We start from the raw sequence: 20,657 nt of genomic DNA, 5'->3' as shown, positions 1-20,657 counted from the left end.
TGGCCCGGCCGCGTGTAATACTCGTACCAACTCGTGACCTCTTACCTTCCTGGGCGTCCCCGTGGACCTGACCTCATATGCCGAGCTGGCCGTCCTCCTGGTGAACCTGGGCGACGAGTGCGGGAACAGCGCCACTGTGCGGAAGCTGCTCGAGGAGACCGGCCGCACCGAGGCCGCCGCCCGGCTGACCCGGCGCGACGTCGACGCCCTGTGCGAGCTGCGCGACGAGCTGGCCGAGGTCTTCCAGTCGGCCTCGGGCGGCGACGAGGACGACGTGGTCGAGCGGCTGAACGGCCTGCTGGTCCGTCACCCGGTCCACCCCCAGATCAGCGGCCACGACGGCCAGGCCTGGCACCTCCACCTCACCGAGGGCGGGCGGGTGGCCGACACCCTCGCCGTCGGGTCGGTCATGGGCCTGGCCAGCGTGGTGACCGGTCTCGGCGTCGACCGGCTCGGCACCTGCCAGGCCGCGCCCTGCCGGAACGCCTACCTCGACACCTCGTCGAACCGGTCCCGCCGGTACTGCTCCGAGCGGTGCGCCAGCCGGGCGAACGTCGCCGCCTACCGCGCCCGCAGGCGGGCGCCGGAGAGCGCCTGACGCGGCCGCGCCGCTCCGCCGGAGGGCCTCGCACGACGAGGACCGGCTCCGGCGGGGCGTTCTACCGGGAGGGACGGAACCGGGCGGTGGGCCGGGGCCAGTAGCGCAGGACGACCCGGCCGACGATCTCGGTCTCGGGGACGGCTCCGAAGTCCCAGCTGTCCTGCCGGCCGGGGGCCGCCTGGTTGTCGCTCTCCAGCCACCAGCCCTCGCCGGTGAGCCGCCACGCCCGCTTGACGATCAGCCCGTGCGGCCGCCTGGCGACCACCACGTCCCCCGGGCGCACGGCCGCGCCGCGCCGGACCAGCAGCCAGTCGCCGGGCCTCAGAGCCGGCAGCATCGAGTCGCCGGAGACATGGACGGCCGTGAGCACATCCCCCTCCGCGTACGAGTTGGGACCCGAGTAAGGTCGGTCTTGGACAGTGCTGTCACCAGCATTCCTAAGGAAGGATTCCGATGCTCGCACGACTGCTGCGACCGAGGCACGAGGCTTCCGCTCACTGCGACCTGCCCTGTGGAGTCTATGACCCGGCGCAGGCCCGCATCGAGGCCGAGTCCGTCAAGGCGATCATGAAGAAGTACGCCGAGAACGAGGACCCGGTCTTCCGCACCCGCGCGCTGATCATCAAGGAGCAGCGGGCCGAGCTGGTCAAGCACCACCTGTGGGTGCTCTGGACCGACTACTTCAAGCCCCCGCACCTCGAGCAGTACCCCCAGCTCCACCAGCTCTTCTGGGACGCCACCAAGCTCGCCGGCGCGGCCGGCGCCAAGGGCACGATCGACGCCTCCCAGGCCGACGAGCTGCTCGCGAAGATCGACGAGATCTCGAAGATCTTCTGGGAGACCAAGGCCGCCTGAGCCTCGCGTATCCCGGGCCCCGCACGGTCGGTCACGACCGCGCGGGGCCGGATCGTATAGACGGGCCGGGAGGAGCCGGGGAATGGCGAGGTGCAAACCCCCGCGATTCCCTGGATTAGGTACGACGGAATTTACGAGGAGTTACCACCAAGGAACACCACAATCGGCGCGCCCAAGCGGAGCAGCGATCGTCGAGTGGCGGTAGGTTGCAGTCAGCGGCAGTCAGCCGGCTCGAAGGGGCGAGGAGGAACGTGACCGAGGAAACCGAGACGCCTGCGGTGGATCTGACCGGGATTCGCGATGCTGTGAGTGTCCGGCTGCCCGCCGTGAGCGCCTATCTCTCCGTGCTGCGCACGGCCACAGCTGGGCTCGCAGCCCGGCTGGACTTCACTCTCGACCAGATCGAGGACCTCCGCATCGCGGTGGACGAGGCGTGCGCCATGCTGCTGCGGCACGCCGTCCCCGGCACCGACCTCCTCGCCGAGTTCGAGCTGACCGGCCAGGAGATGACGGTGCGCGTCGAGGTCAACACGCTCGGGGTCAGCTCCCCCAACCGGGAGGACTTCGCCTGGATGGTGCTCACGGCCCTGGCCGACGACGTGGACGCCACGTCGGAGCACGCCGATCACATGGCCATCGTGCTGCGCAAGCGCCGGAGCACGGCGAGGCCCGCGTGACCGAGAGGACGAGTGCCATGGCCTCCGGCGACTCGGCCGTGCCGGACCGCGTGCGCGCCCGCACGCTCTTCGCCGAGCTGTCGGAGCTGACGCCGGACGACCCCCGGCGTCAGCGCATCCGGGACGAGCTCGTCGAGCTCCACCTGCCGCTGGTCGAGTACCTGGCGCGCCGGTTCCGCAACCGGGGCGAGTGGCTCGACGACCTCACGCAGGTCGCCACGATCGGCCTGATCAAGTCGATCGACCGGTTCGACCTGGCCCGCGGGGTGGAGTTCTCCACCTACGCGACGCCGACGATCGTCGGCGAGATCAAGCGCCACTTCCGCGACAAGGGCTGGGCCGTCCGCGTCCCGCGGCGGCTGCAGGAGCTCAAGCTGTCGCTCACCAAGGCGATCAGCGAGCTGTCCCAGCGGGAGAGCCGCGCCCCCACGGTCGCGGAGCTCGCCGCGCACCTGGGGATGACCGAGGAAGAGGTCCTGGAGGGCCTGGAGTCTGCCAACGCCTACTCGACCGTGTCCCTCGACGCGCCGGACTCGGGCGACGACGACGCCCCCGCGGTGTCCGACTCGCTCGGCATCGTGGACGAGTCGCTGGAGGGCGTCGAGTACCGCGAGTCGCTCAAGCCGCTGCTGGAGCGCCTCCCGCCGCGGGAGAAGCGGATCCTGCTGCTGCGCTTCTTCGGCAACATGACCCAGTCGCAGATCGCGACCGAGCTGGGGATCTCGCAGATGCACGTGTCCCGGCTGCTGGCCCGGACACTGGCGCAGCTGCGCGAGGGGCTCACCGCCGAAGACTGACGACCGTCGACCGGCAGCCCCCCGCCGGTCGGCCGGCTACCGCGACCGCCCGTCCGGTGTGCCGTCCTCGCCCACCAGGGCCTGCGTGGACGGCGGCGCGAGCAGCGCGACGAGGGCGACGACCGCCCCGGCCACCAGCGGCACCCCGTACCCGTACTGCCCGGACTGGATCAGCGTGATCGCCACGGGCAGCGCGAAGATCTGCGCCACCACCGAGGGGCCGCGGCTCCATCGGAGCACCTGCCACAGGCCCCAGGCCACCCACAGCAGCCCGGCGCCGGCCAGCACGCCGAAACCCGCGACGGCGATGGAGCTCACCAGGTCGGCCGGCTTCCCGGCGACCGTCTCGACGGCGACGTACCCGCCCAGGGCGAGGGCCAGCAGGCCCTCCGCGGCGACGACGGCGGCGGCCACGACGAGGGTGGCGGGCCGCCCGGCGGAACTGCTGATCACACCGCCCAACCCTACCTGGACGGACGCCGGGTCCCTCCCTGAGGCGTCGCCCGGCGGAAGCGGTAAAACGTTCGTTAACCTTCAGGCATGCGGGCACTTCTCCTCGTGAATCCGAAGGCGACCTCGACGCACCGGCGCACACGTGACGTGCTGATCCGGGCGCTCGGGGCGGCCATGGACCTCACCGTGGAGGAGACCGCGTACCGGGGGCACGCCACGGCCCTCGCCGGGACGGCCCACGCCAAGGGCTTCGACGCGGTGGCCGTCCTCGGCGGCGACGGCACGATCAACGAGACCGTGAACGGCCTGCTCGACGGACAGCCGGAGGTCGACGCGAGCGGGCGTCCCGCGCTCGTCGTCATCCCCGGGGGCAGCGCGAACGTGTTCGCCCGGGCGCTCGGACTGCCGAACAACGCGGTCGAGGCGACCGGCGCGGTGCTGGAGGCGCTGCGCGAGGGACGGCGCCGGACGATCGGGCTCGGGCAGGCGATATGGCACGACGAGGTTTCGGGCCCCGATGGCGGGGCAGGAGCGGGCTCTGACCACACAAGGTCCCGATATTTCACATTTTGTGCTGGGTTGGGGTACGACGCGGAGGTCGTCCGCGCGGTGGAAGGCCTGCGGAGCGCGGGCCTGCGGGCGATGCCCGCCCTCTACGTGAACACGGCGGTCCGCCACTTCTTCGTGACGGACCGGACGCGTCCGGCGCTGCGGCTGAGGCGTCCGAACCGACCCGACGAGGATGGGATCTTCATGGCGATCGTGTCGAACACGGCGCCGTGGACCTATGCGGGGCCGCGTCCGATCAATCCGACGCCCTGGGCCGGCTTCGACACGGGGCTCGATGTGCTCGGACTGCGCAAACTGAATCTGCCGACCGTGCTCGGGTTCGTTCGGCAGATCATCGGGGAGCGTTCGGCGTTGCCGAGGGGTAAACGGCTCGTTCAGTTGCATGACGAGGACGAGTTCACCCTGCTGGCCACGCGGCCGGTCGCCTTTCAGCTCGACGGCGACTACCTGGGAGAACACGAATGGGTGGTATTCCGCGCTATCCCGGATGCGTTACAAGTCCTGGTCTAGCCTGTTACAAGTCGTCATAGTGTGACGCATCCGACAGCTATGGCAGGCAAAACCTTGTCCCAAACCTCTTGTGTGCTGTTGTAGAGGCTGAAAAGCTGACTACGACGTCGGAACGTAGGACCTTTACCTGGGCCACCGCCCCGGTGAAGGACCCCGGCGATCACGCGACAGCCCGGCCCCCCAACCCTGGATCCGGGCAAAGTCTCGCGGTAGCTAGTGAAAGAGTTCACAAAGTTGACGGCCAGCGGAGCCCGCAGGCTCCACCTGACGAAGGAGTGGAACGCATGGACTGGCGCCACCGCGCTGCCTGCCGTGACGTGGACCCCGAGCTGTTCTTCCCGATCGGGAACACCGGACCGGCGCTCATGCAGATCGAAGAGGCCAAGCAGGTCTGCCGCCGGTGCTCGGTATCCGAGTCCTGCCTGAAGTGGGCCCTGGAGTCCGGGCAGGACGCCGGAGTCTGGGGTGGGCTCAGCGAGGACGAGCGCCGCGCCCTCAAGCGCCGTACGGCCCGCGCCCGCGCCCGCGCCGCCGTCTGACCTCCTCTCCGCCCAACCGACGAAATCGGTGAATGCCCACAGACGTGGGGCATTCACCGACGCGCCTGGAGCGCTCAGGCGGACTGGATGGGGATGCTCACGGTGACCTCCGTGCCCCCGCCCTCCCTTTGCGAGATTCCGAGCCGGCCCGACAGCTCGCCCACGATGAGCGTCCGGACGATCTGCAGCCCCAGGCTCCCCGTCGCCTCCAGGTCGAAGCCCTCGGGCAGGCCCTTGCCGTCGTCGGCCACGACCACCTCCAGCCGGTCGGCGTCCCGCACCACGACGACCTGCACGTTCCCCGACGAGTGCGAGAACCCGTGCTCCACCGCGTTCTGCAGGAGCTCGGTCAGCACCATCGCGATCGGGGTGGCCACGGCCGCCGGGAGCACGCCGAAGCTGCCGACCCGCTTCGGGGTGACGTGCGCCACCGACACCTCCGCCGTCATCGCGATCACGCGGTCGGCGATGTCGTCGAACTCGACCATCTCCTCCGGCATCTGGGCCAGGATCTCGTGCACGATCGCGATCGATCCGACCCGCCGCACGGCCTCGGTCAGCGCCTCCTGCCCCTCGGGGTTGTTGAGCCGACGCGCCTGGAGGCGGAGCAGCGCGGCCACCGTCTGCAGGTTGTTCTTGACCCGGTGGTGGATCTCCCGGATCGTCGCGTCCTTGGTCAGCAGCTCGCGCTCACGGCGGCGCAGCTCGGTCACGTCGCGGATCAGCACCAGCGCGCCGATGCGGCCGCTGCCGACGATCAGCGGGATCGCCCGTAGCTGGACGACCGTCCCGCCGTTCTCCACCTCGGTCTCCCGCGGGGCCCGGCCGCTCGCGACCAGCATCAGGTCCTCGTTGATGGGCTCGTCCGAGTAGCACAGGTCGGCGGTCGTCTTGCCCAGGTCGGCCCCCACCAGGTCGGCGTGCAGCCCGAGCCGCCGGTACGCCGACAGGGCGTTGGGCGAGGCGTAGGTCACCCGGCCGGCCTTGTCGAGGCGGAGCAGGCCGTCGCCCACGCGCGGCGACCGGACCAGGATCGGCTCCTCCTCCGCGAACGGGAACCGCCCCTCGGCCACCATCTGGGCGAGGTCGGACGCGCTCTGCAGATAGGTCAGCTCCAGGCGTGAGGGCGTCCGCGCCGACGACAGGTTGGTGGAGCGCTGGATGATCCCGATGAAGTGGCCGCCCTCACCCCGCCGTACGGGGATCGTCTCCTCCCGGACCGGGACGCCGCTCGACCAGTCGGGGTCGCCCTCCCGGCAGATGCGGCGCTCGTTCCACGCGATGTCGATGAGCGGACGCTCCCCCCGCGCCACCGGCATCCCCACGACGTCGTCGTGGTACACGGTGGGACCGGTGGTCGGACGCATCTGCGCCACCGCCACCCAGCCGGTGCCGGACTGGTCGGGGACCCACAGGATGAGGTCGGCGAACGACAGGTCGGCGAGCAGCTGCCAGTCGGACACCAGGGAGTGGATCCAGTCCAGGTCCTTGGAGTCGAGCGCGGTGTGACGGGACACCAGGTCGCTGAGAGTCGGCACGTGTGCATGATGCGACGCAATCCCGTCCGAACGCGAATCGACCTTCGCCACCTGGCAGGATGCACTCCATGACACGGGCGATCGACAGACTGCGCACGGCCGCGGCCGAGCGGGAGGCCGCCGGCCTGCGGCGCGCGCTGCGCCCCCGCACCCCCGACCACGACGGTCTGCTCGACCTGGCGAGCAACGACTACCTGGGGCTGTCGAGGGACGAACGGCTGATCGAGGCCGCCGTACGGGCGACCCGGGAGTGGGGCGCCGGCTCGACCGGATCGCGCCTGGTGACCGGGAGCACCCTCCTCCACGCGGAGCTGGAGGACCGGCTGGCCGCGTTCGCCGGGGCGGCCCGGGGGCTGGTGTTCTCCTCCGGCTACCTGGCCAACCTGGCGGCGGTCGCGGCCCTCGGCCGCGGCGGGCTGGTGGTCTCTGACGCCGGCAACCACGCCTCGATCGTCGACGCCTGCCGCCTGTCGCGGTCCCGGGTGGTGGTGACCCCCCACGGCGACGCCGACGCCGTGGCCAAGGTCCTCGCCGAGCGCGCCGAGGAGCACGCGCTCGTGGTCACCGACGCCGTGTTCTCCGTGGACGGCGACCTCGCGCCGCTGCGCGACCTGCACGCCGCCGCGGAGCGCCACGGCGCGCTGCTCGTGGTCGACGAGGCGCACTCCCTCGGCGTCGTGGGCGACGGCGGCCGCGGCGCGGTCCACGAGGCCGGGCTGGCGGGCCGCCCGGACGTTGTGAGAACGATCACGCTGTCGAAGTCTCTCGGCTCGCAGGGCGGGGCCGTCCTCGGAGCCCGCGAGGTGATCGAGACGCTGGTCGACACCGGCCGGTCGTTCATCTTCGACACCGGGCTCGCCCCTGCCTCCGCGGGCGCCGCCCTGGCCGCGGTCGAGATCCTTGAGACCACCCCTGACCTGCCCGAACGCTCCAGGGCGACGGCTCGTAGGCTGGCGGCGACGGCACGCGACCTGGGCCTGGAGACCTCCGAGCCCGCCGCCGCCGTCGTACCGGTCGTGCTCGGCCCGCCTCTGCTGGCGCTGTCGGCGGCGGCTCTGTGTGGCGAGCTGGGTGTGCGCGTGGGATGCTTCCGCCCACCATCGGTGCCCTCCGGACGGTCGTGTCTCAGGTTGACCGCACGGGCCGATCTGGGGTCCGATGATCTCGCGGTGGTCAGGGACGCCCTCACCGCTGTGGCCGAGGTGAAGGTGGACAGGTGACGGAGCGCAGCGACGACACTCCCCGGGTTCCCAAGTACTACGACGTCAAGCGGAGCCTCCTGGAGCTGACCAAGAGCCTGCCGGCGGGCAGCGCCCTGCCGCCCGAGCGGACCCTCGCCGTGCGCTTCGAGACCTCGCGGACGACCGTGCGCCAGGCCCTGTCGGAGCTGGTCGTCGAGGGCAGGCTGCTGCGGATCCAGGGCAAGGGCACCTTCGTCGCCCAGCCGAAGGTCGCCCAGGTGCTCCAGCTCACCTCATATACCGGCGACCTCCGCACGGTCGGCCTCGAGCCGGACACGAAGATCCTCGACATCAGCTACATCACCGCCGACGAGGCGCTCGGACGCCGTCTGGCGATCAACCCGGGCGGGCGGGTGCTGCGGATCCACCGCCTGCGCCTGGCCAACGGCGAGCCGATGTCCATCGACACCACCCACCTGTCGGCGCGGCGCTTCCCCCGGCTGCGGCGCGAGCTCGAGGTCCACTCCTCTCTCTACGAGACCCTGCACAACGCGTACAACGTCCGGCTCACCGACGCCGAGGAGGTCATAGAGACCGTCCTGGCCACGCCGTACGACGCCCAGGTGCTCGGCGTGGACGTCGGGCTGCCGATGCTGCTGCTGACCCGGCACGCGTTCGACGCCGACGGCAACCCGGTCGAGTACGCCCAGTCGCTCTACCGGGGTGACCGGTACAAGTTCGTCACCCGCCTGCGCCGCCCCTGACCCCCTCCCCCTTCACGGCTCCCGCCCCGGCGGCCGCCGACCGCCGTCCCCCGACACCCCGTCGCCGGCGCTCCCCCCTCCCGCGCCCGCCCGCCGTCACGCCCTACGCTGCGGGGGATGAGCATTCTCGTTGTCACCGGAACCGACACGGGCGTCGGGAAGACGGTCGTCACGGCGGCGCTGGCCGCGCTGGCCCGGGAGCGCGGCGCGGCCGTCGCGGTCGTCAAGCCGGCGCAGACGGGCGTCGCCGAGGGCGAGCCGGGCGACCTCGACGAGGTGATCCGGCTGTCGGGGGTCACCACGACGTTCGAGCTGGCCCGCTACCCCGACCCGCTGTCGCCCGCGGCGGCCGCCCGGCTGTCCGGCCTGCCGCCGCTGTCGCCCGCATCCGCCGTCGCCCGCATCCGCGAGCTGGCCGAGTCGAACCGGCTGGTGCTCGTCGAGGGGGCGGGCGGCCTGCTCGTCCGCTACGACGAGGAGGGCGCCACGGTCGCCGACCTGGCCCGGAACCTGCGGGCGCAGGTCCTCGTCGTGGTCCGGGCCGAGCTGGGCACGCTGAACCACACGGCGCTGACCCTGGAAGCCATGGCGGGCCGGGGCCTCGACCTGGCCGGCGTGGTGATCGGCTCCTGGCCGGCCGAGCCCGGGACGGCCGAGCGGTCCAACGTCGCCGACCTGGAGATGCTGGCGGCCCGGCCGCTGTCCGGCGTGCTGCCCGAGGGCGCGGGAGCCCTCGGGCAGGAGGCGTTCGCGCGGGCCGCGCGGGCGGGGCTCGCCCCGGCGCTCGGAGGGGTGTTCGATCCTGCCGCGTTCCGAGCGACCCTTAAGCTTCCCTTGTGACCCGGGACCCTTACGTCGTGACCGAGACCAGGGAGCGCAGTGAACACTGACATCGTGGAGATCGCCCGCGTCCAGGTGCTCGAGGAGGGCCGGGGGCTCGACGCCGCCCAGGCCCTCGAGTGCCTGACGCTGCCCGACGACCGCCTGCCCGAGCTGCTCGCCCTGGCGCACGAGGTGCGGATGAAGTGGTGCGGCCCCGAGGTGGAGGTCGAGGGCATCGTCTCCCTCAAGACGGGCGGGTGCCCGGAGGACTGCCACTTCTGCTCGCAGTCGGGTCAGTTCACCTCGCCGGTGCGCGCGGCCTGGCTCGACATCCCGTCACTCGTCCAGGCGGCCGTCGAGACCGCCAGGACCGGCGCGACCGAGTTCTGCATCGTGGCGGCCGTGCGCGGCCCCGACCGGCGGCTCATGGACCAGGTGCGCGAGGGCGTCAAGGCCATCCGCGAGGCCGTGGACATCAACGTCGCCTGCTCGCTCGGCATGCTCACCCAGGCGCAGGTGGACGAGCTCGCCGAGATGGGCGTGCACCGCTACAACCACAACCTGGAGACGGCCCGGTCCCACTTCTCCCACGTCGTGACCACGCACAGCTGGGAGGAGCGCTGGGACACCTGCCAGATGGTCCGCGCGGCCGGCATGGAGCTGTGCTGCGGCGGCATCGTCGGCATGGGCGAGACGCTGGAGCAGCGGGCCGAGTTCGCCGCGCAGCTCGGCGAGCTGGAGCCGGACGAGGTCCCGCTCAACTTCCTCAACCCCCGGCCCGGCACCCCGTTCGCGGACCACCCGCTCGTCGAGGGCCCCGAGGCGCTGAAGACGATCGCGACGTTCCGGCTGGCCCTGCCGCGGACCATCCTGCGGTACGCCGGAGGGCGCGAGCTGACCCTCGGCGATCTGGGGACGCGGGAGGGCATGCTCGGCGGCGTCAACGCGATCATCGTGGGCAACTACCTGACCACGCTGGGCCGGGCTCCCGAGCAGGACCTCCAGCTCCTCGCCGACCTGCGAATGCCGATCAAGGCGCTCTCCCAGACGCTCTGACGATCCCCGCCCCTTCTCGGGGGCGGTGGCCGTGCCGCACCGGCGCCCGTCACGTCCCGGTGCGGCACGCACTGGAACATAAATAAGGGACATCTGCCGAAAACCTTCGCGCTTCCCTCGCCGTACCAGCCGAAATTCACGGCCGCACGTGTTACGGACGGGATGTGAGGGGCAGGGACAGGCGGACCACAGCGCTTCTGTCCGGCCACGTGACTGACTGGTAGGTTCACCGCATGGAGTCCCCCAAGCACGCGGGCGACGTCGCCGTCGCCGTCTCCCAGGCCTATGGCGTCGACACGATGTTCACCCTCTCGGGTGGGCACGTCTTCCCGCTCTACGACGGCGCCGTCCACCAGAACATGCGCATCGTCGACGTACGCCACGAGCAGAGCGCGGTCTTCGCCGCCGAGGCGACCGCGCGGCTGACCCGCAGGCCCGGCCTGGCGGTGCTCACGGCGGGCCCGGGGATCACGAACGGCGTCTCGGGGGTCGCCACCGCCCACTTCAACGGCTCGCCCGTCGTCGTGCTCGGCGGCCGCGCGCCGCGCTCCCGCTGGGGGTCGGGGGCGCTCCAGGAGATGGACCACCCGCCACTGTTCGAGCCCATCACCAAGCTGGCCTTCACCGGCTCGGGGGCCGACTCCATCGGGCAGGACGTCGAGATGGCCTTCCGCACGGCCCTCGCGCCCCACCGCGGCCCGGTCTTCCTCGACTTCTACATGGACGACCTGTTCTCCCCCTCGACGGGGGAGTACGAGGCCGAGACGCTCACCCCGTCCCCGCTCGAACCCGACCCCGAGGCCCTCGCCGGGATCGCCCGCCTCATCGCCGAGGCCGAGCGGCCGGTGGTCGTCCTCGGCTCCGACGTGTGGATGGAACGGGCCGAGGAGACGGCGCGCGACTTCGTCGAGGAGTGGCGCCTGCCCGTGATCCCGAACGGCCAGGGCCGGGGCATCCTGCCGGCCGGGCACGACCTGCTCGTCACCCGCGCCCGGGGGCTCGCCTTCGGCCAGGCCGACCTGGTCATCGTGGTGGGGACGCCGCTCGACTTCCGCCTCGGCTACGGCTGGTTCGGCGGCAAGGACGGCGCGCCGCTCGCCAAGGTCGTCCACATCGTCGGCGCCCCGTCCCAGCTCGCCACGCACACCGGCCTCGCCGGGTCCGCTGCGGCCGACCTGTCCCTCGTCCTGTGGGGTCTCAACGCCGCCTGCGCCACCGCGGGGGTGGACCCGAAGGCGTACGCCGCCTGGACGGACACCCTGTCGGAGAAGGCCGCGGCCGCCATCGCCGAGGACGCCCCGCTGCTCCAGTCGACGGCCGACCCGATCCACCCCATGCGGATCTACGGCGAGCTGGGCCGGCTGCTGGCCGACGACGCCGTGGTGATCGGCGACGGGGGCGACTTCGTCTCCTACGCCGGCAAGTACGTCGAGCCGCGCCGCCCCGGCAACTGGCTCGACCCCGGCCCGTACGGCTGTCTGGGCACCGGGCTCGGCTACGCGGTGGCGGCCCGGCTGGCCCGGCCGTCCTCGCAGGTCGTGCTCCTGCTGGGCGACGGCGCGGCCGGCTTCTCGCTCATGGACGTCGACACGCTGGTCCGCCACCGGCTGCCCGTCGTCATGGTCTGCGGCAACAACGGCATCTGGGGGCTGGAGAAGCACCCCATGCAGATGCTGTACGGCTACGACGTCGCCGCCGAGCTGCAGCCGCAGTGCCGGTACGACCAGGTGGTCACCGCCCTGGGCGGCGGCGGGGAGCTCGTCACCTCGCCCGAGGAGATCGGCCCCGCGCTGCGCCGGGCGTTCGACTCCGGCGTGCCGTACATGGTGAACATCGCGACCGACCCGCGGATCGCCTATCCGCGCTCCACGACCGGCGTCTGACCGCCCGCCCTCCGGAGGGGCCCGCGCCGCCTCAGCCGGCGGCGGGGCTCCCGGACGGCGAGGGCGAGGGGCTGGGCGACGGCGACGAGCAGACCTTCCTTGGGACCGTGATCCGCACCACCGAGCCGTCCGGCTTGAGCGTGCCGGCGGCCGGAGACTGCGCGGAGACCGGGCCGAGGCACTCACCCGTGCCCGGCCGGCTGACCGCGGGCTTGAACCCGAGCTTGGCCAGCCGGGCGACCGCCGCGTTCTCGGTCAGCCCGGTGACCAGCGGCACCTTCACCTGACCCGTCGTGTCGCTCGGCGAGGGGGAGGGCGACGGGGAGCGGCTGGGAGACGGACTCGGCGAGGGGCTCGGCTTGCGGCTCGGGCTGTGCGAGACGTGCACCGGCAGGCTGGGCGTGATCGTCCTGCTCACCCGCGGGGTGGGCTTCGTCACGGTCGGGCTCGGCGACTCGGGATCACCCACGGACAGCGGCGGCGCGGGGGTGGTGGGCGTGACCCCCGACCCCGCGGAGGCCATGTTGATGCCCGCCACGGCGAGTCCCGCCACGACGGCGACGCCCGCGACCCCGGCCGCGATCGCCCCGCCGCGTCGCCTGCGCGGGCGGGCGGCCGCCGCCCTGCGGGCCGTACGGGAGCCGGGCTGCGGCGGGGTGGCCACCGTGGGGGCCGGGAGGCCGTTGCCGTCGTTCCAGGCGTCCCTCGTGACCCGGTAGGTGTGACCGGTGGCCGGGGGACCCGCGTCGCCGGCGGTCGAGAGGTAGGCCTGCTCCGGGTAGGGCTCGGAGAACGCCTGCTCGGCCCGCGCGCCCAGGTCGAGCGCGGCCGCCATCCCCGCCCGCCCGTACGCCGCGGAGGTGCCGGTGTCGGGGGACGCGCCCGCGGGGAGGATCGACTGACGGGCGGCCTGGTGCATGGCGGCGGCGGACGGCCAGCGGCGCGCCGGGTTCTTCGACATGGCCCGCTCGACGACCGCCCGGACGGCGGGCGGCACATCGGCCGGCAGGGGCGGCGGCTCCTCGCGGATGTGCTTGAGCGCGATCGTCACCGGGGTGTCGCCGTCGAAGGGCCGATGCCCGGCGAGGCACTCGTAGGCCACCACGCCGAGGGCGTAGATGTCGACGGCGGGGGTGACCGGGGCTCCCTCGGCCTGCTCCGGAGCGCAGTAGGCCGCCGTGCCGAGGACCATGCCCGCGTCGGTGAGGCGGCTGTTGGCGTCGGCCCGGGCGATGCCGAAGTCGGTCAGGACGAGCGTGCCGTCCGGGCGGACGAGCAGGTTGCCCGGCTTGATGTCGCGGTGCACGATCCCCCGGTCGTGCACGGCCTGGAGCGCCGAGGCCGCCTGGGCGATGAGCTCCATCGCGGGCTCGGGACCGATGCGGCCGAGCCGCGCCAGCAGGCGGTCGAGCGGTTCCCCGTCGACGAACCGCATGACGAGGTAGGCGGTGGGCCCGTCGCCGGGGACGTCGGTGACGCCGTAGTCGTACACGTCGACCACGCCGGGGTGGTTGATGGTCGCCATCGCCCGCGCCTCCCCCTGGAAGCGGACGGCGAAGCCCGGGTCGTCCAGACGGCCGGGGAGCAGCACCTTGACGGCGACGGTGCGCGCGAGGACCGTGTCCTCACCCCGCCACACCTCGCCCATTCCCCCGGCGCCGAGCCGGGCGTCCAGCTGGTAGCGCCCAGCCAGGGTCGTCCCTCGCGCCACCATATGCGCCCCGTACCCCCTAAGTCACTCCGACCCCCGAAGGTGTCCCAAGAAAGCAGGTTTGTGTCGCGGGAAGATAACGACAGGGTCACGAAAGCCTGAAGGGGAGCGCGCTCCCCCAGCTCTTGGGGGTCGGATGTCGAGCCTATCTGTTACCCGTCCGTAGTGCCGTGCTGAGAGCAGGTGGCCGACCAGCTCCGCGGGGTCACCTGGACGACCATGCGGCGACGGCAGCTCGGACAGTACCGCGGCGGCTCCATCGTCCTGGCGGCGCGGCAGGCCGCGTGATCACCGTCGTCGGCCGGCAGGCCGCAGTGATCGCAGTAGAGGTCCACAATGCATCACCCTAGCCGGTGCGCGCCCGCGGAACCCGTGAAAACGGCCCCTGGCCGTCCCCGCGGGGCCGCGGACGGATGAGCCGGCAGGCCAAGGAACAACGAGCCGGCAGGCCTCGCAGGCGCGGGCCAATAGGCTGACCCGCATGAGTCTCGCTCCCGGCCTGCGCGCCGAGGTCCTGATCATGGTCGAGCGGGGGGACACCGCCATCCGGGTGGGCAGCGGCGACGTCCCCGTCCTCGGCACACCGCGCCTGCTGGCCTTCGCCGAGGCGACGACGGTCAAGGCGGTGCAGCACCATCTGGAGCCCGGCCAGACCTCCGTGGGCACGAAGATCCGGCTCGACCATCTGCGGCCGAGCCCGGTGGGCATGCACGTCGAGATCGTCACGGAGCTGACCGAGGTGGACGGCAGGCGGCTGGTGTTCTCCGTGACGGCCGTGGACAAGACGGGAGCCGTCGTCGCCACCGGCACGATCGAGCGCGTGGTCGTCGACCGGGAGCGCTTCCTGTCCCGCCTCTGACGCCGCGCCCGAGACCGCCCCTCGGCCCCGCCCAGCCCGGAGACCGCCCCTCGGCCGCGCCCGGACACCGCCCGGCACCGCCCGGCACCGCCCGGCACCGCCCGGCACAGCCACACCGGCGGGCCGGGGTGAGCGGCGTCCGGGATCGGCCGCGCTACTCGATGACGGCGATGAGGTCGCCCTCCTGGACGACGTCGCCCTCCGCCACCTTGAGCTGGGCCACCCTGCCGGCGTCCTCGGCGATGACGGGGATCTCCATCTTCATCGACTCGAGGATGACGAGCGTGTCGCCCTCCTCGACGGCGTCGCCCTCCGCCACGACGATCTTCCACACGTTCGCCACCATCTCGGCGCGTACCTCGGGCACCGCGGAACTCCCATCTATAGGTTCAGCAGATCGGGCTCATCTCATACGGGAGACGAGCCCGGTGTCGTAGTCCCCGCTCACGAAGTCGGGGTGGTCCAGCAGTTCGGCGCAGAACGGCAGGTTGTTCTTGGGCCCCTCCACGCGGAACGCGGCGACCGCCTCCCGCCCGCGGGCCAGGGCCTCCTCCCGCGTCTCGCCGTACACGCAGAGTTTGGCCATGAGCGGGTCGTAGAACGGCGTGACCGTGTTGCCCGCCGTGTAGCCGGAGTCGACGCGGATTCCCTCGCCGGACGGCTCCTCCCACACGTCGATCTTGCCGGGGCCGGGCAGGAACCGCTTCGGGTCCTCGGCGTACACCCGGAACTCGATGGCGTGGCCCCGCGGCCGGACCTCCAGGCCGTACACCTCCCCGGCGGCGACGCGGATCTGGTGCTCCACCAGGTCGAGCCCGGTGACCAGCTCGGTGACGGGGTGCTCCACCTGGAGGCGGGTGTTCATCTCCAGGAACACGAAGTCCTGCGCGTCGGCGTCGACCAGGCACTCCACGGTGCCGGCGCCGCGGTAGGCCACCGCCTCCCCCGCCCGCACGGCCGCGGCCAGCATGCGCTCGCGCAGCTCAGGGGTGAGGCCGGGGGACGGGCTCTCCTCGACGACCTTCTGGTGCCGCCGCTGGACCGAGCAGTCGCGCTCGCCCAGCGCCACGACCGTGCCGTCGGCCAGGCCGAGGATCTGCACCTCGACGTGGCGCGCCCGCTCGATGTACCGCTCCAGCAGGATGGCCGGCCCGGCGCCCGAGCCGCCGAAGCGGGCGGCCGCGCGGGACGCCTGCTCGAACGCCTTGGCGAGCGAGGCGTCGTCGCGCGCGACCCCCATGCCGATGCCGCCGCCGCCTCCGGCCGCCTTGACCATGACGGGGTAGCCGATCTCCCGCGCGGCGCGGGCGGCGGCGTCGAGGTCGGACACCGGCTCCCTGGTGCCGGCGGCGACCGGGACCCCGGCCTCCTCCATCAGGTTGCGCGCGTTGATCTTGTCGCCCATCCGCTCGATCGCGGCGGGGTCGGGGCCGATCCAGACGAGGCCGGCGTCGACGACCGCGCGGGCGAACGCCGCGTTCTCCGACAGGAAGCCGTACCCGGGGTGGATCGCCCGCGCGCCGGTGGCCCGGGCGGCCTCGATGACCTTGGCGGTGTCGAGGTAGCTCTGGGCGGGTGCGGCCGGGCCGAGCAGGACGGCGTCGTCGGCCTCGGTCACGAACGGCAGGTCGGCGTCCGCCTCGGAATGGACGGCGACGGCGCGCAGCCCCATGCCCCTGACCGTGCGGAGGACGCGGCGGGCGATTTCCCCGCGGTTGGCGACGAGAACTGAGTCGAGCACGCAGCCAACTCTAGGGTGATCCACCGGCCCCGCCCCCCGCCCGTTTCCGACTGAACACGAAGGGCGATTCTGTAGGGTCGCCACAACATCGCGGCGCCCGGCGTGCCGTTGAAGGCCCTCCGGTGCGACGTCTGCTACAAGTGCGTGACATCCGTGCAGCCGATGTGACAGGGGCCGCTCACAGGCGGGTCACGAGCACGAGCCGGTCGACGACGCGGGCCATCGCCTCGACGACCGCGGGGTCGTACTCGGTGCCGCCGGCCAGCCGGAGCCGTTCCAGCGCCGCGGCGGCCCTGTCCCGGTCGGTCGACCCGCTGATCAGGTCGTCGTACGCGTTGGCGGCCTTGATGATCCTGCTGGCGGCGGGGGGACCCTCGGCGACCGTGTCGCACTGCCGCCGGACGATCTCGGCGACGGCGTGCAGGACGCCGGTCTTGCGGATCACCTCGGCCCCCAGCTCGGCGATGCGGCGGGCCTGGACGGGGTCGGCGAGCACGGTGGCCCCGCCGGGGATCGGGTCGCGCAGGGAGAGCTGGCCGATGTCGTGCATGAGCGCCGCGTACTCCAGCTCCAGCAACTGGGGCTCCGACATGCCGAGCTCCCGCCCGATGGCGAGGGAGAGCTGGCTGACCCGGCGGGAGTGGCCGGGCTCGACGTAGCCGCCGACCTCGGTGACCCTGCTCAGCGCCCGGACGGTCTGCAGGTAGGTCGCCCGGATCCCCGCGTACTTGCGGAAGGCCACCTGCGTGACCAGCAGCGGCGCGGCGAACGCCGGCAGCGCGGTCATGTCCATGCTGTGCGAGGCGAGCGCGAGCAGCATGCCGGAGGCCGCGACGGCCGCGCCGAGCGGCGCGCCCATCCGGATCTCGTCCCGCAGCGCGACGCCGAACGCGGTCCTGACCTGCTCGGCCCGCAGCATGGCCGCGATGACGACGTCCGCCGTCAGCATGACCGTGACGAGCACGGCCATCACGCCCAGGGCGAGCCACCAGTCGCCGTGCTCCCCCGGCCGGTCACGGGAGCTCTCGAACAGGCTGTGCGCGAACGGCCGGTACGCGAAGGCCAGCAATGACCCGGCGAGCAGCCGCCGGGCCATGGCGTCGAGACGCGGCGGGCGCCCGACCGCGACGTGCGGCAGGCCGCCTGCGATCATCCCGACCGCCATCACGGCGACGACCTGGAGCGCCGAGTGCCTGGCCTCGGCGCCACCCACGTCGAGCAGCAGCGCGTATCCCAGCGCGGCGGCCGTGGACACCGGGGCGACCTCGCGGTTGCCCGGCATGGTCAGCCGGGCGAGCTCCCCTGCCGCGATGAGCGCGCCGAAGCCGACCGCCACGCGCGGCGCCTCGAGGCCCACGGCGGCCGTGTGCGAGATGGCCGCGACCGTGAGCATGCCGGCGGCGCAGATCAGCAGGAGCTGGCCCGAGTCGAGGCCCTGGGACGGCCGCACGGCGGCCAGCCGGCGTTCCCTCACCGCTCGGACACCACCTGGATAGGGGCCGTCGGGTCGTCGTGGTCCTTCATCGTCGTCTCGACCGGAAGGTCGCCGGGCGGGACGGGCACGGTCTCCGGCGGGTGCCAGCCGTCCCGGCCGAGCGCCTTGACGAACGCGCTCACCATGAGCGGGTCGAACTGTGTGCCCGCGTTCTTCTGCAGCTCCGCCACCGCGAACTCGATCGTCTTCGCCTTCCGGTACGACCGGTCGGAGGTCATCGAGTCGAACGCGTCGGCCACCGCGATGATCCGCGCGAACTCCGGGATCTCCGGGCCGGCCAGGCCCATCGGGTAGCCCTTGCCGTCGTGCCGCTCGTGGTGGTGCATGATCCCGGCGTACGCCTCGTCGAGGAAGTCGATCCCGCGCACGATCTCCAGGCCCCGCATCGGGTGCAACTGGATCGCGGCGTACTCCTCCTCGGTGAGCCTGCCCTCCTTCTGCAGGACCTTGGTGGGCACGCCGAGCTTGCCCACGTCGTGCAGCATGCCGGCGTACCGGATGGCCCGCAGGCGCTCGGTGCCCATGCCGATCTCCTCACCGATCATGGAGGAGGCGGCCGAGACCCGCGTGCAGTGGCCGCGCGTGTAGTAGTCCTTCGTCTCCACCGCCTGGCACAGCGCCGCGATCGTCGCGTCGTACGACCGCTGCTCGGCGTGGTAGTGGCCGAGCGCCCACCGGGCCACGAACAGCGGCAGCAGCACGAGCACCGTCGAGATCGACTCCACTGTCGACCACAGCGCGGCGATCAGCAGACCGAAGATCGCGTAACCGACGTACGACGCGAGGAACTGCACCACCGAGCGCAGCGACACCTGGTCCCTGCCGACGACCGCGGCGAGGTTGAGCATGATGGCGGTCAGCACGAAGTTGATGGCCACGAACGCCGCCGTGGCGGCCGCGTACGGCACGAGGATGCCGGGGAAGTCGGACACGTGCGGCAGGCCGAGCGTGCCGCCCGCCCGCTCGTACGCCCAGCCCGCGGCGTAGCCGCAGATGGCGTACTGCCCGCCGTTGAACAGGCGCTTCACGAGCGGGAGCCCGGGGCGGACGCTGAACACGGCGGTCAGGCCGACGAGCGCGGCCCCCTCCGGCCCGACCAGCACGACGGCCGCCAGGGCGGCGGAGTAGCTGACCGAGACCGCGACCTGCGGGACGTTCAGCAGGGTCGGGACCGATTCGCAGAGCAGGAAGAGGAGGGCGAGCACCAGCAGGGTGGACCAGTCGACGCCGGTGAGGGCGGGCGGCATGAGGGTGCCGCGCGCGAGCAGGAGACCGGCGGTCCCCACGAGTGCGACGAAGTAGACCTTGGCAGGCCACGGCAGTTCCCGCAATGCGGCCACCTTGGGTGAGGAAGGAGAACCGCGGACCCGCCGGCGCCCGGCGGGCCCACGGACATGACCTAGGTCCAGGAGATCCCCGGTGTACCGGCGAGCACGCCCCCGAGGGCGATCACCGGAGTGAGCAGCGTCAGCGCCACCAGCAGCCTGACGACGGTCTTCCCGAGCATTGCGCCGCCTCCACGTCGATTCGCCCTTCAGGCTACAGAAGGCCGCATCGCCGGTCAGGTGTGTCGCGCCTTCGCGGCCAAAACGTAATCAAGCCATCACAGCGCGTGCAATTGCACTGGTTTGGCGGGGGATGCCGGGACGCGTCAGCGGGCCTCCCGCGCCCACTCCACGGTGGCCTTCAAGCCGGACGCGAGATCGGTGCGGGGGCGCCAGCCGAGCCCCTCCAGGGCGGGGGCGGGGTCGACGGCCATGGCCGGCAGGTCGCCGAGCCGCGGCGGCTCGAAGTGGGGCTCGTCGGGGGCGCCGGCGGCCGCCGCGACGAGCGAGTGGAGCTCGCGGTCGGTCGTCTGGACCCCGGTGCCGAGGTTGAACCTGCGGCCGTCTCCGCCGGGGCCGCAGGCGCGGGCGAAGCCGTCGACCACGTCCTCCACGAAGACGTAGTCGCGGGTCTGCGCGCCCTCGCCGTACACGACGGTCGGGCCGCCGGTCAGCAGTGCGTCGGTGAAGATGGCGACCACCCCGGCCTCGCCCTCGGGCGACTGGCGCGGCCCGTAGACGTTCGACAGCACGAGCGTCGTGTACTCGAGCCCGTGCAGCGCCCGGTAGGTGGCGAGGTACAGCTCGCCGGCCAGCTTCGAGGCGGCGTACGGCGAGCGGGGGTCGGTGGCGGCGTCGCCGGGGACCGGGATGGCGGCCGGCCTGCCGTAGACGGCGACGGAGGAGGCGTAGACGACCTTGCGGGCGCCGGCCCGGCGGGCGACCTCCAGGACGTTGACGGTGCCCTCGACGTTCGTGCGGGCGTCCGCCAGGGGGTCGGCGACGCTCCTGCGGACGCTGATCTGGGCCGCCAGATGGCAGATCGCCTCGGGGCGCCACCGCTCGGCGATGCCGGCGAGAGCGGGGTCCCTGACGTCCATCACGTGAAGGGGGGCGGCGTCGTTGCGGTTGTGTCCCGACGACAGGTCGTCCACCACGGCGACCTCGTGGCCGTCCGCCAGCAGACGGTCGACCAGGTTCGACCCGATGAAACCCGCTCCACCCGTGACCAGTACCCGCATGTCCCGCCCTTCCCAGCGATGTAAGGGCAGATCCTAGTG

At 72.4% G+C, this 20,657-nt stretch carries 22 protein-coding genes; 12 read left to right on the top strand and 10 right to left on the bottom strand.

The features are described from left to right. Positions 1-61: 61 nt before the first annotated feature. A complete protein-coding gene (locus tag MPTA5024_RS30915) occupies positions 62-598 on the top strand; it encodes a CGNR zinc finger domain-containing protein (protein ID WP_036331150.1) in 537 nt (178 codons plus the stop codon). A gap of 61 nt (positions 599-659) precedes the next feature. Here MPTA5024_RS30915 and MPTA5024_RS30910 read toward each other — a convergent pair whose 3' ends face one another. Next, a complete protein-coding gene (locus MPTA5024_RS30910) occupies positions 660-971 on the bottom strand; it encodes a S24 family peptidase (RefSeq protein WP_036331149.1) in 312 nt (103 codons plus the stop codon). Positions 972-1,054: 83 nt separating this feature from the next. On the opposite strand from MPTA5024_RS30910, the gene sodN reads away from it, so the two are divergent. The 3 genes from sodN to MPTA5024_RS30895 all read left to right on the top strand — a co-directional run bounded on the left by sodN (position 1,055) and on the right by MPTA5024_RS30895 (position 2,930). Continuing rightward, entirely contained in the window at positions 1,055-1,456 is a 402-nt protein-coding gene (sodN, locus tag MPTA5024_RS30905; RefSeq protein ID WP_036331148.1) for a superoxide dismutase, Ni, read from the top strand. Between the two features lie 251 nt (positions 1,457-1,707). Further along, positions 1,708-2,133, top strand: a complete 426-nt coding sequence (locus MPTA5024_RS30900; protein WP_036331147.1) for an ATP-binding protein — start codon at positions 1,708-1,710, stop codon at positions 2,131-2,133. 17 nt (positions 2,134-2,150) lie between these two features. Then, entirely contained in the window at positions 2,151-2,930 is a 780-nt protein-coding gene (locus tag MPTA5024_RS30895; protein ID WP_198167561.1) for an RNA polymerase sigma factor SigF, read from the top strand. A gap of 36 nt (positions 2,931-2,966) precedes the next feature. Here MPTA5024_RS30895 and MPTA5024_RS30890 read toward each other — a convergent pair whose 3' ends face one another. Beyond that, complete coding sequence (locus tag MPTA5024_RS30890) at positions 2,967-3,383, bottom strand: hypothetical protein (protein ID WP_232326719.1); 417 nt, start codon at positions 3,381-3,383, stop codon at positions 2,967-2,969. 87 nt (positions 3,384-3,470) lie between these two features. On the opposite strand from MPTA5024_RS30890, the gene MPTA5024_RS30885 reads away from it, so the two are divergent. After that, entirely contained in the window at positions 3,471-4,463 is a 993-nt protein-coding gene (locus MPTA5024_RS30885; RefSeq protein ID WP_036331146.1) for a diacylglycerol/lipid kinase family protein, read from the top strand. Positions 4,464-4,747: 284 nt separating this feature from the next. Continuing rightward, positions 4,748-5,002: a WhiB family transcriptional regulator gene (locus MPTA5024_RS30880; RefSeq protein WP_036331145.1), complete on the top strand. Its 255-nt coding sequence runs from the start codon at positions 4,748-4,750 to the stop codon at positions 5,000-5,002. Positions 5,003-5,076: 74 nt separating this feature from the next. Here the strand turns inward: MPTA5024_RS30880 and MPTA5024_RS30875 are convergent, their stop codons facing one another. Further along, positions 5,077-6,540: a sensor histidine kinase gene (locus MPTA5024_RS30875; protein ID WP_036331144.1), complete on the bottom strand. Its 1,464-nt coding sequence runs from the start codon at positions 6,538-6,540 to the stop codon at positions 5,077-5,079. A 68-nt stretch (positions 6,541-6,608) separates the two neighbouring features. On the opposite strand from MPTA5024_RS30875, the gene MPTA5024_RS30870 reads away from it, so the two are divergent. The 5 genes from MPTA5024_RS30870 to MPTA5024_RS30850 all read left to right on the top strand — a co-directional run bounded on the left by MPTA5024_RS30870 (position 6,609) and on the right by MPTA5024_RS30850 (position 12,246). Then, positions 6,609-7,760, top strand: a complete 1,152-nt coding sequence (locus MPTA5024_RS30870) for an 8-amino-7-oxononanoate synthase (RefSeq protein ID WP_036331143.1) — start codon at positions 6,609-6,611, stop codon at positions 7,758-7,760. After that, positions 7,757-8,485: a GntR family transcriptional regulator gene (locus MPTA5024_RS30865; RefSeq protein ID WP_036331142.1), complete on the top strand. Its 729-nt coding sequence runs from the start codon at positions 7,757-7,759 to the stop codon at positions 8,483-8,485. Before MPTA5024_RS30870 ends, MPTA5024_RS30865 begins: the two co-directional genes overlap by 4 nt. Before the next feature lie 117 nt (positions 8,486-8,602). Next, positions 8,603-9,325, top strand: a complete 723-nt coding sequence (gene bioD / locus MPTA5024_RS30860) for a dethiobiotin synthase (RefSeq protein ID WP_036331141.1) — start codon at positions 8,603-8,605, stop codon at positions 9,323-9,325. A 39-nt stretch (positions 9,326-9,364) separates the two neighbouring features. Next, positions 9,365-10,363 (top strand): biotin synthase BioB, encoded by a 999-nt coding sequence (gene bioB, locus MPTA5024_RS30855; protein ID WP_036331140.1) that lies wholly within the window; start codon positions 9,365-9,367, stop codon positions 10,361-10,363. A gap of 233 nt (positions 10,364-10,596) precedes the next feature. Continuing rightward, entirely contained in the window at positions 10,597-12,246 is a 1,650-nt protein-coding gene (locus MPTA5024_RS30850; RefSeq protein WP_036331139.1) for an acetolactate synthase, read from the top strand. 31 nt (positions 12,247-12,277) lie between these two features. On the opposite strand, the gene MPTA5024_RS30845 is transcribed toward MPTA5024_RS30850, so the two are convergent. Then, positions 12,278-13,960 carry a serine/threonine-protein kinase gene (locus MPTA5024_RS30845; protein ID WP_051458898.1) on the bottom strand — a complete coding sequence of 561 codons (1,683 nt, stop codon included), beginning with the start codon at positions 13,958-13,960 and terminating at the stop codon, positions 12,278-12,280. 149 nt (positions 13,961-14,109) lie between these two features. Continuing rightward, positions 14,110-14,292, bottom strand: a complete 183-nt coding sequence (bsaP, locus tag MPTA5024_RS44750) for a biotin synthase auxiliary protein BsaP (RefSeq protein ID WP_084370152.1) — start codon at positions 14,290-14,292, stop codon at positions 14,110-14,112. Positions 14,293-14,438: 146 nt separating this feature from the next. Between bsaP and MPTA5024_RS30840 the strand changes: the two genes are divergently transcribed. Continuing rightward, positions 14,439-14,816: a thioesterase family protein gene (locus MPTA5024_RS30840; protein WP_036331137.1), complete on the top strand. Its 378-nt coding sequence runs from the start codon at positions 14,439-14,441 to the stop codon at positions 14,814-14,816. 154 nt (positions 14,817-14,970) lie between these two features. Here the strand turns inward: MPTA5024_RS30840 and MPTA5024_RS30835 are convergent, their stop codons facing one another. The 5 genes from MPTA5024_RS30835 to MPTA5024_RS30815 form a co-directional block, all read right to left on the bottom strand. Continuing rightward, entirely contained in the window at positions 14,971-15,183 is a 213-nt protein-coding gene (locus MPTA5024_RS30835; protein WP_036331136.1) for a biotin/lipoyl-binding carrier protein, read from the bottom strand. 36 nt (positions 15,184-15,219) lie between these two features. Beyond that, a complete protein-coding gene (locus tag MPTA5024_RS30830; protein WP_036331135.1) occupies positions 15,220-16,557 on the bottom strand; it encodes an acetyl-CoA carboxylase biotin carboxylase subunit in 1,338 nt (445 codons plus the stop codon). A 178-nt stretch (positions 16,558-16,735) separates the two neighbouring features. Beyond that, positions 16,736-17,950, bottom strand: coding sequence for an HD-GYP domain-containing protein (locus tag MPTA5024_RS30825; RefSeq protein WP_084370223.1), 1,215 nt, complete (start codon positions 17,948-17,950; stop codon positions 16,736-16,738). A 77-nt stretch (positions 17,951-18,027) separates the two neighbouring features. Beyond that, complete coding sequence (locus MPTA5024_RS30820) at positions 18,028-19,392, bottom strand: HD-GYP domain-containing protein (protein WP_332310641.1); 1,365 nt, start codon at positions 19,390-19,392, stop codon at positions 18,028-18,030. A 311-nt stretch (positions 19,393-19,703) separates the two neighbouring features. Then, the gene (locus MPTA5024_RS30815; protein ID WP_036331132.1) at positions 19,704-20,618 is read right to left on the bottom strand and encodes an NAD-dependent epimerase/dehydratase family protein; all 915 of its coding nucleotides are present in this window, start codon (positions 20,616-20,618) and stop codon (positions 19,704-19,706) included. Positions 20,619-20,657 lie beyond the last annotated feature (39 nt).

It is taken from the genome of Microbispora sp. ATCC PTA-5024 (assembly GCF_000511135.2).
Taxonomy (GTDB): Bacteria; Actinomycetota; Actinomycetes; order Streptosporangiales; family Streptosporangiaceae; genus Microbispora; species Microbispora corallina.
The sequence above is the reverse complement of the archived record's forward strand: the minus strand, read 5'-3'. Positions and strand labels throughout refer to the sequence as shown.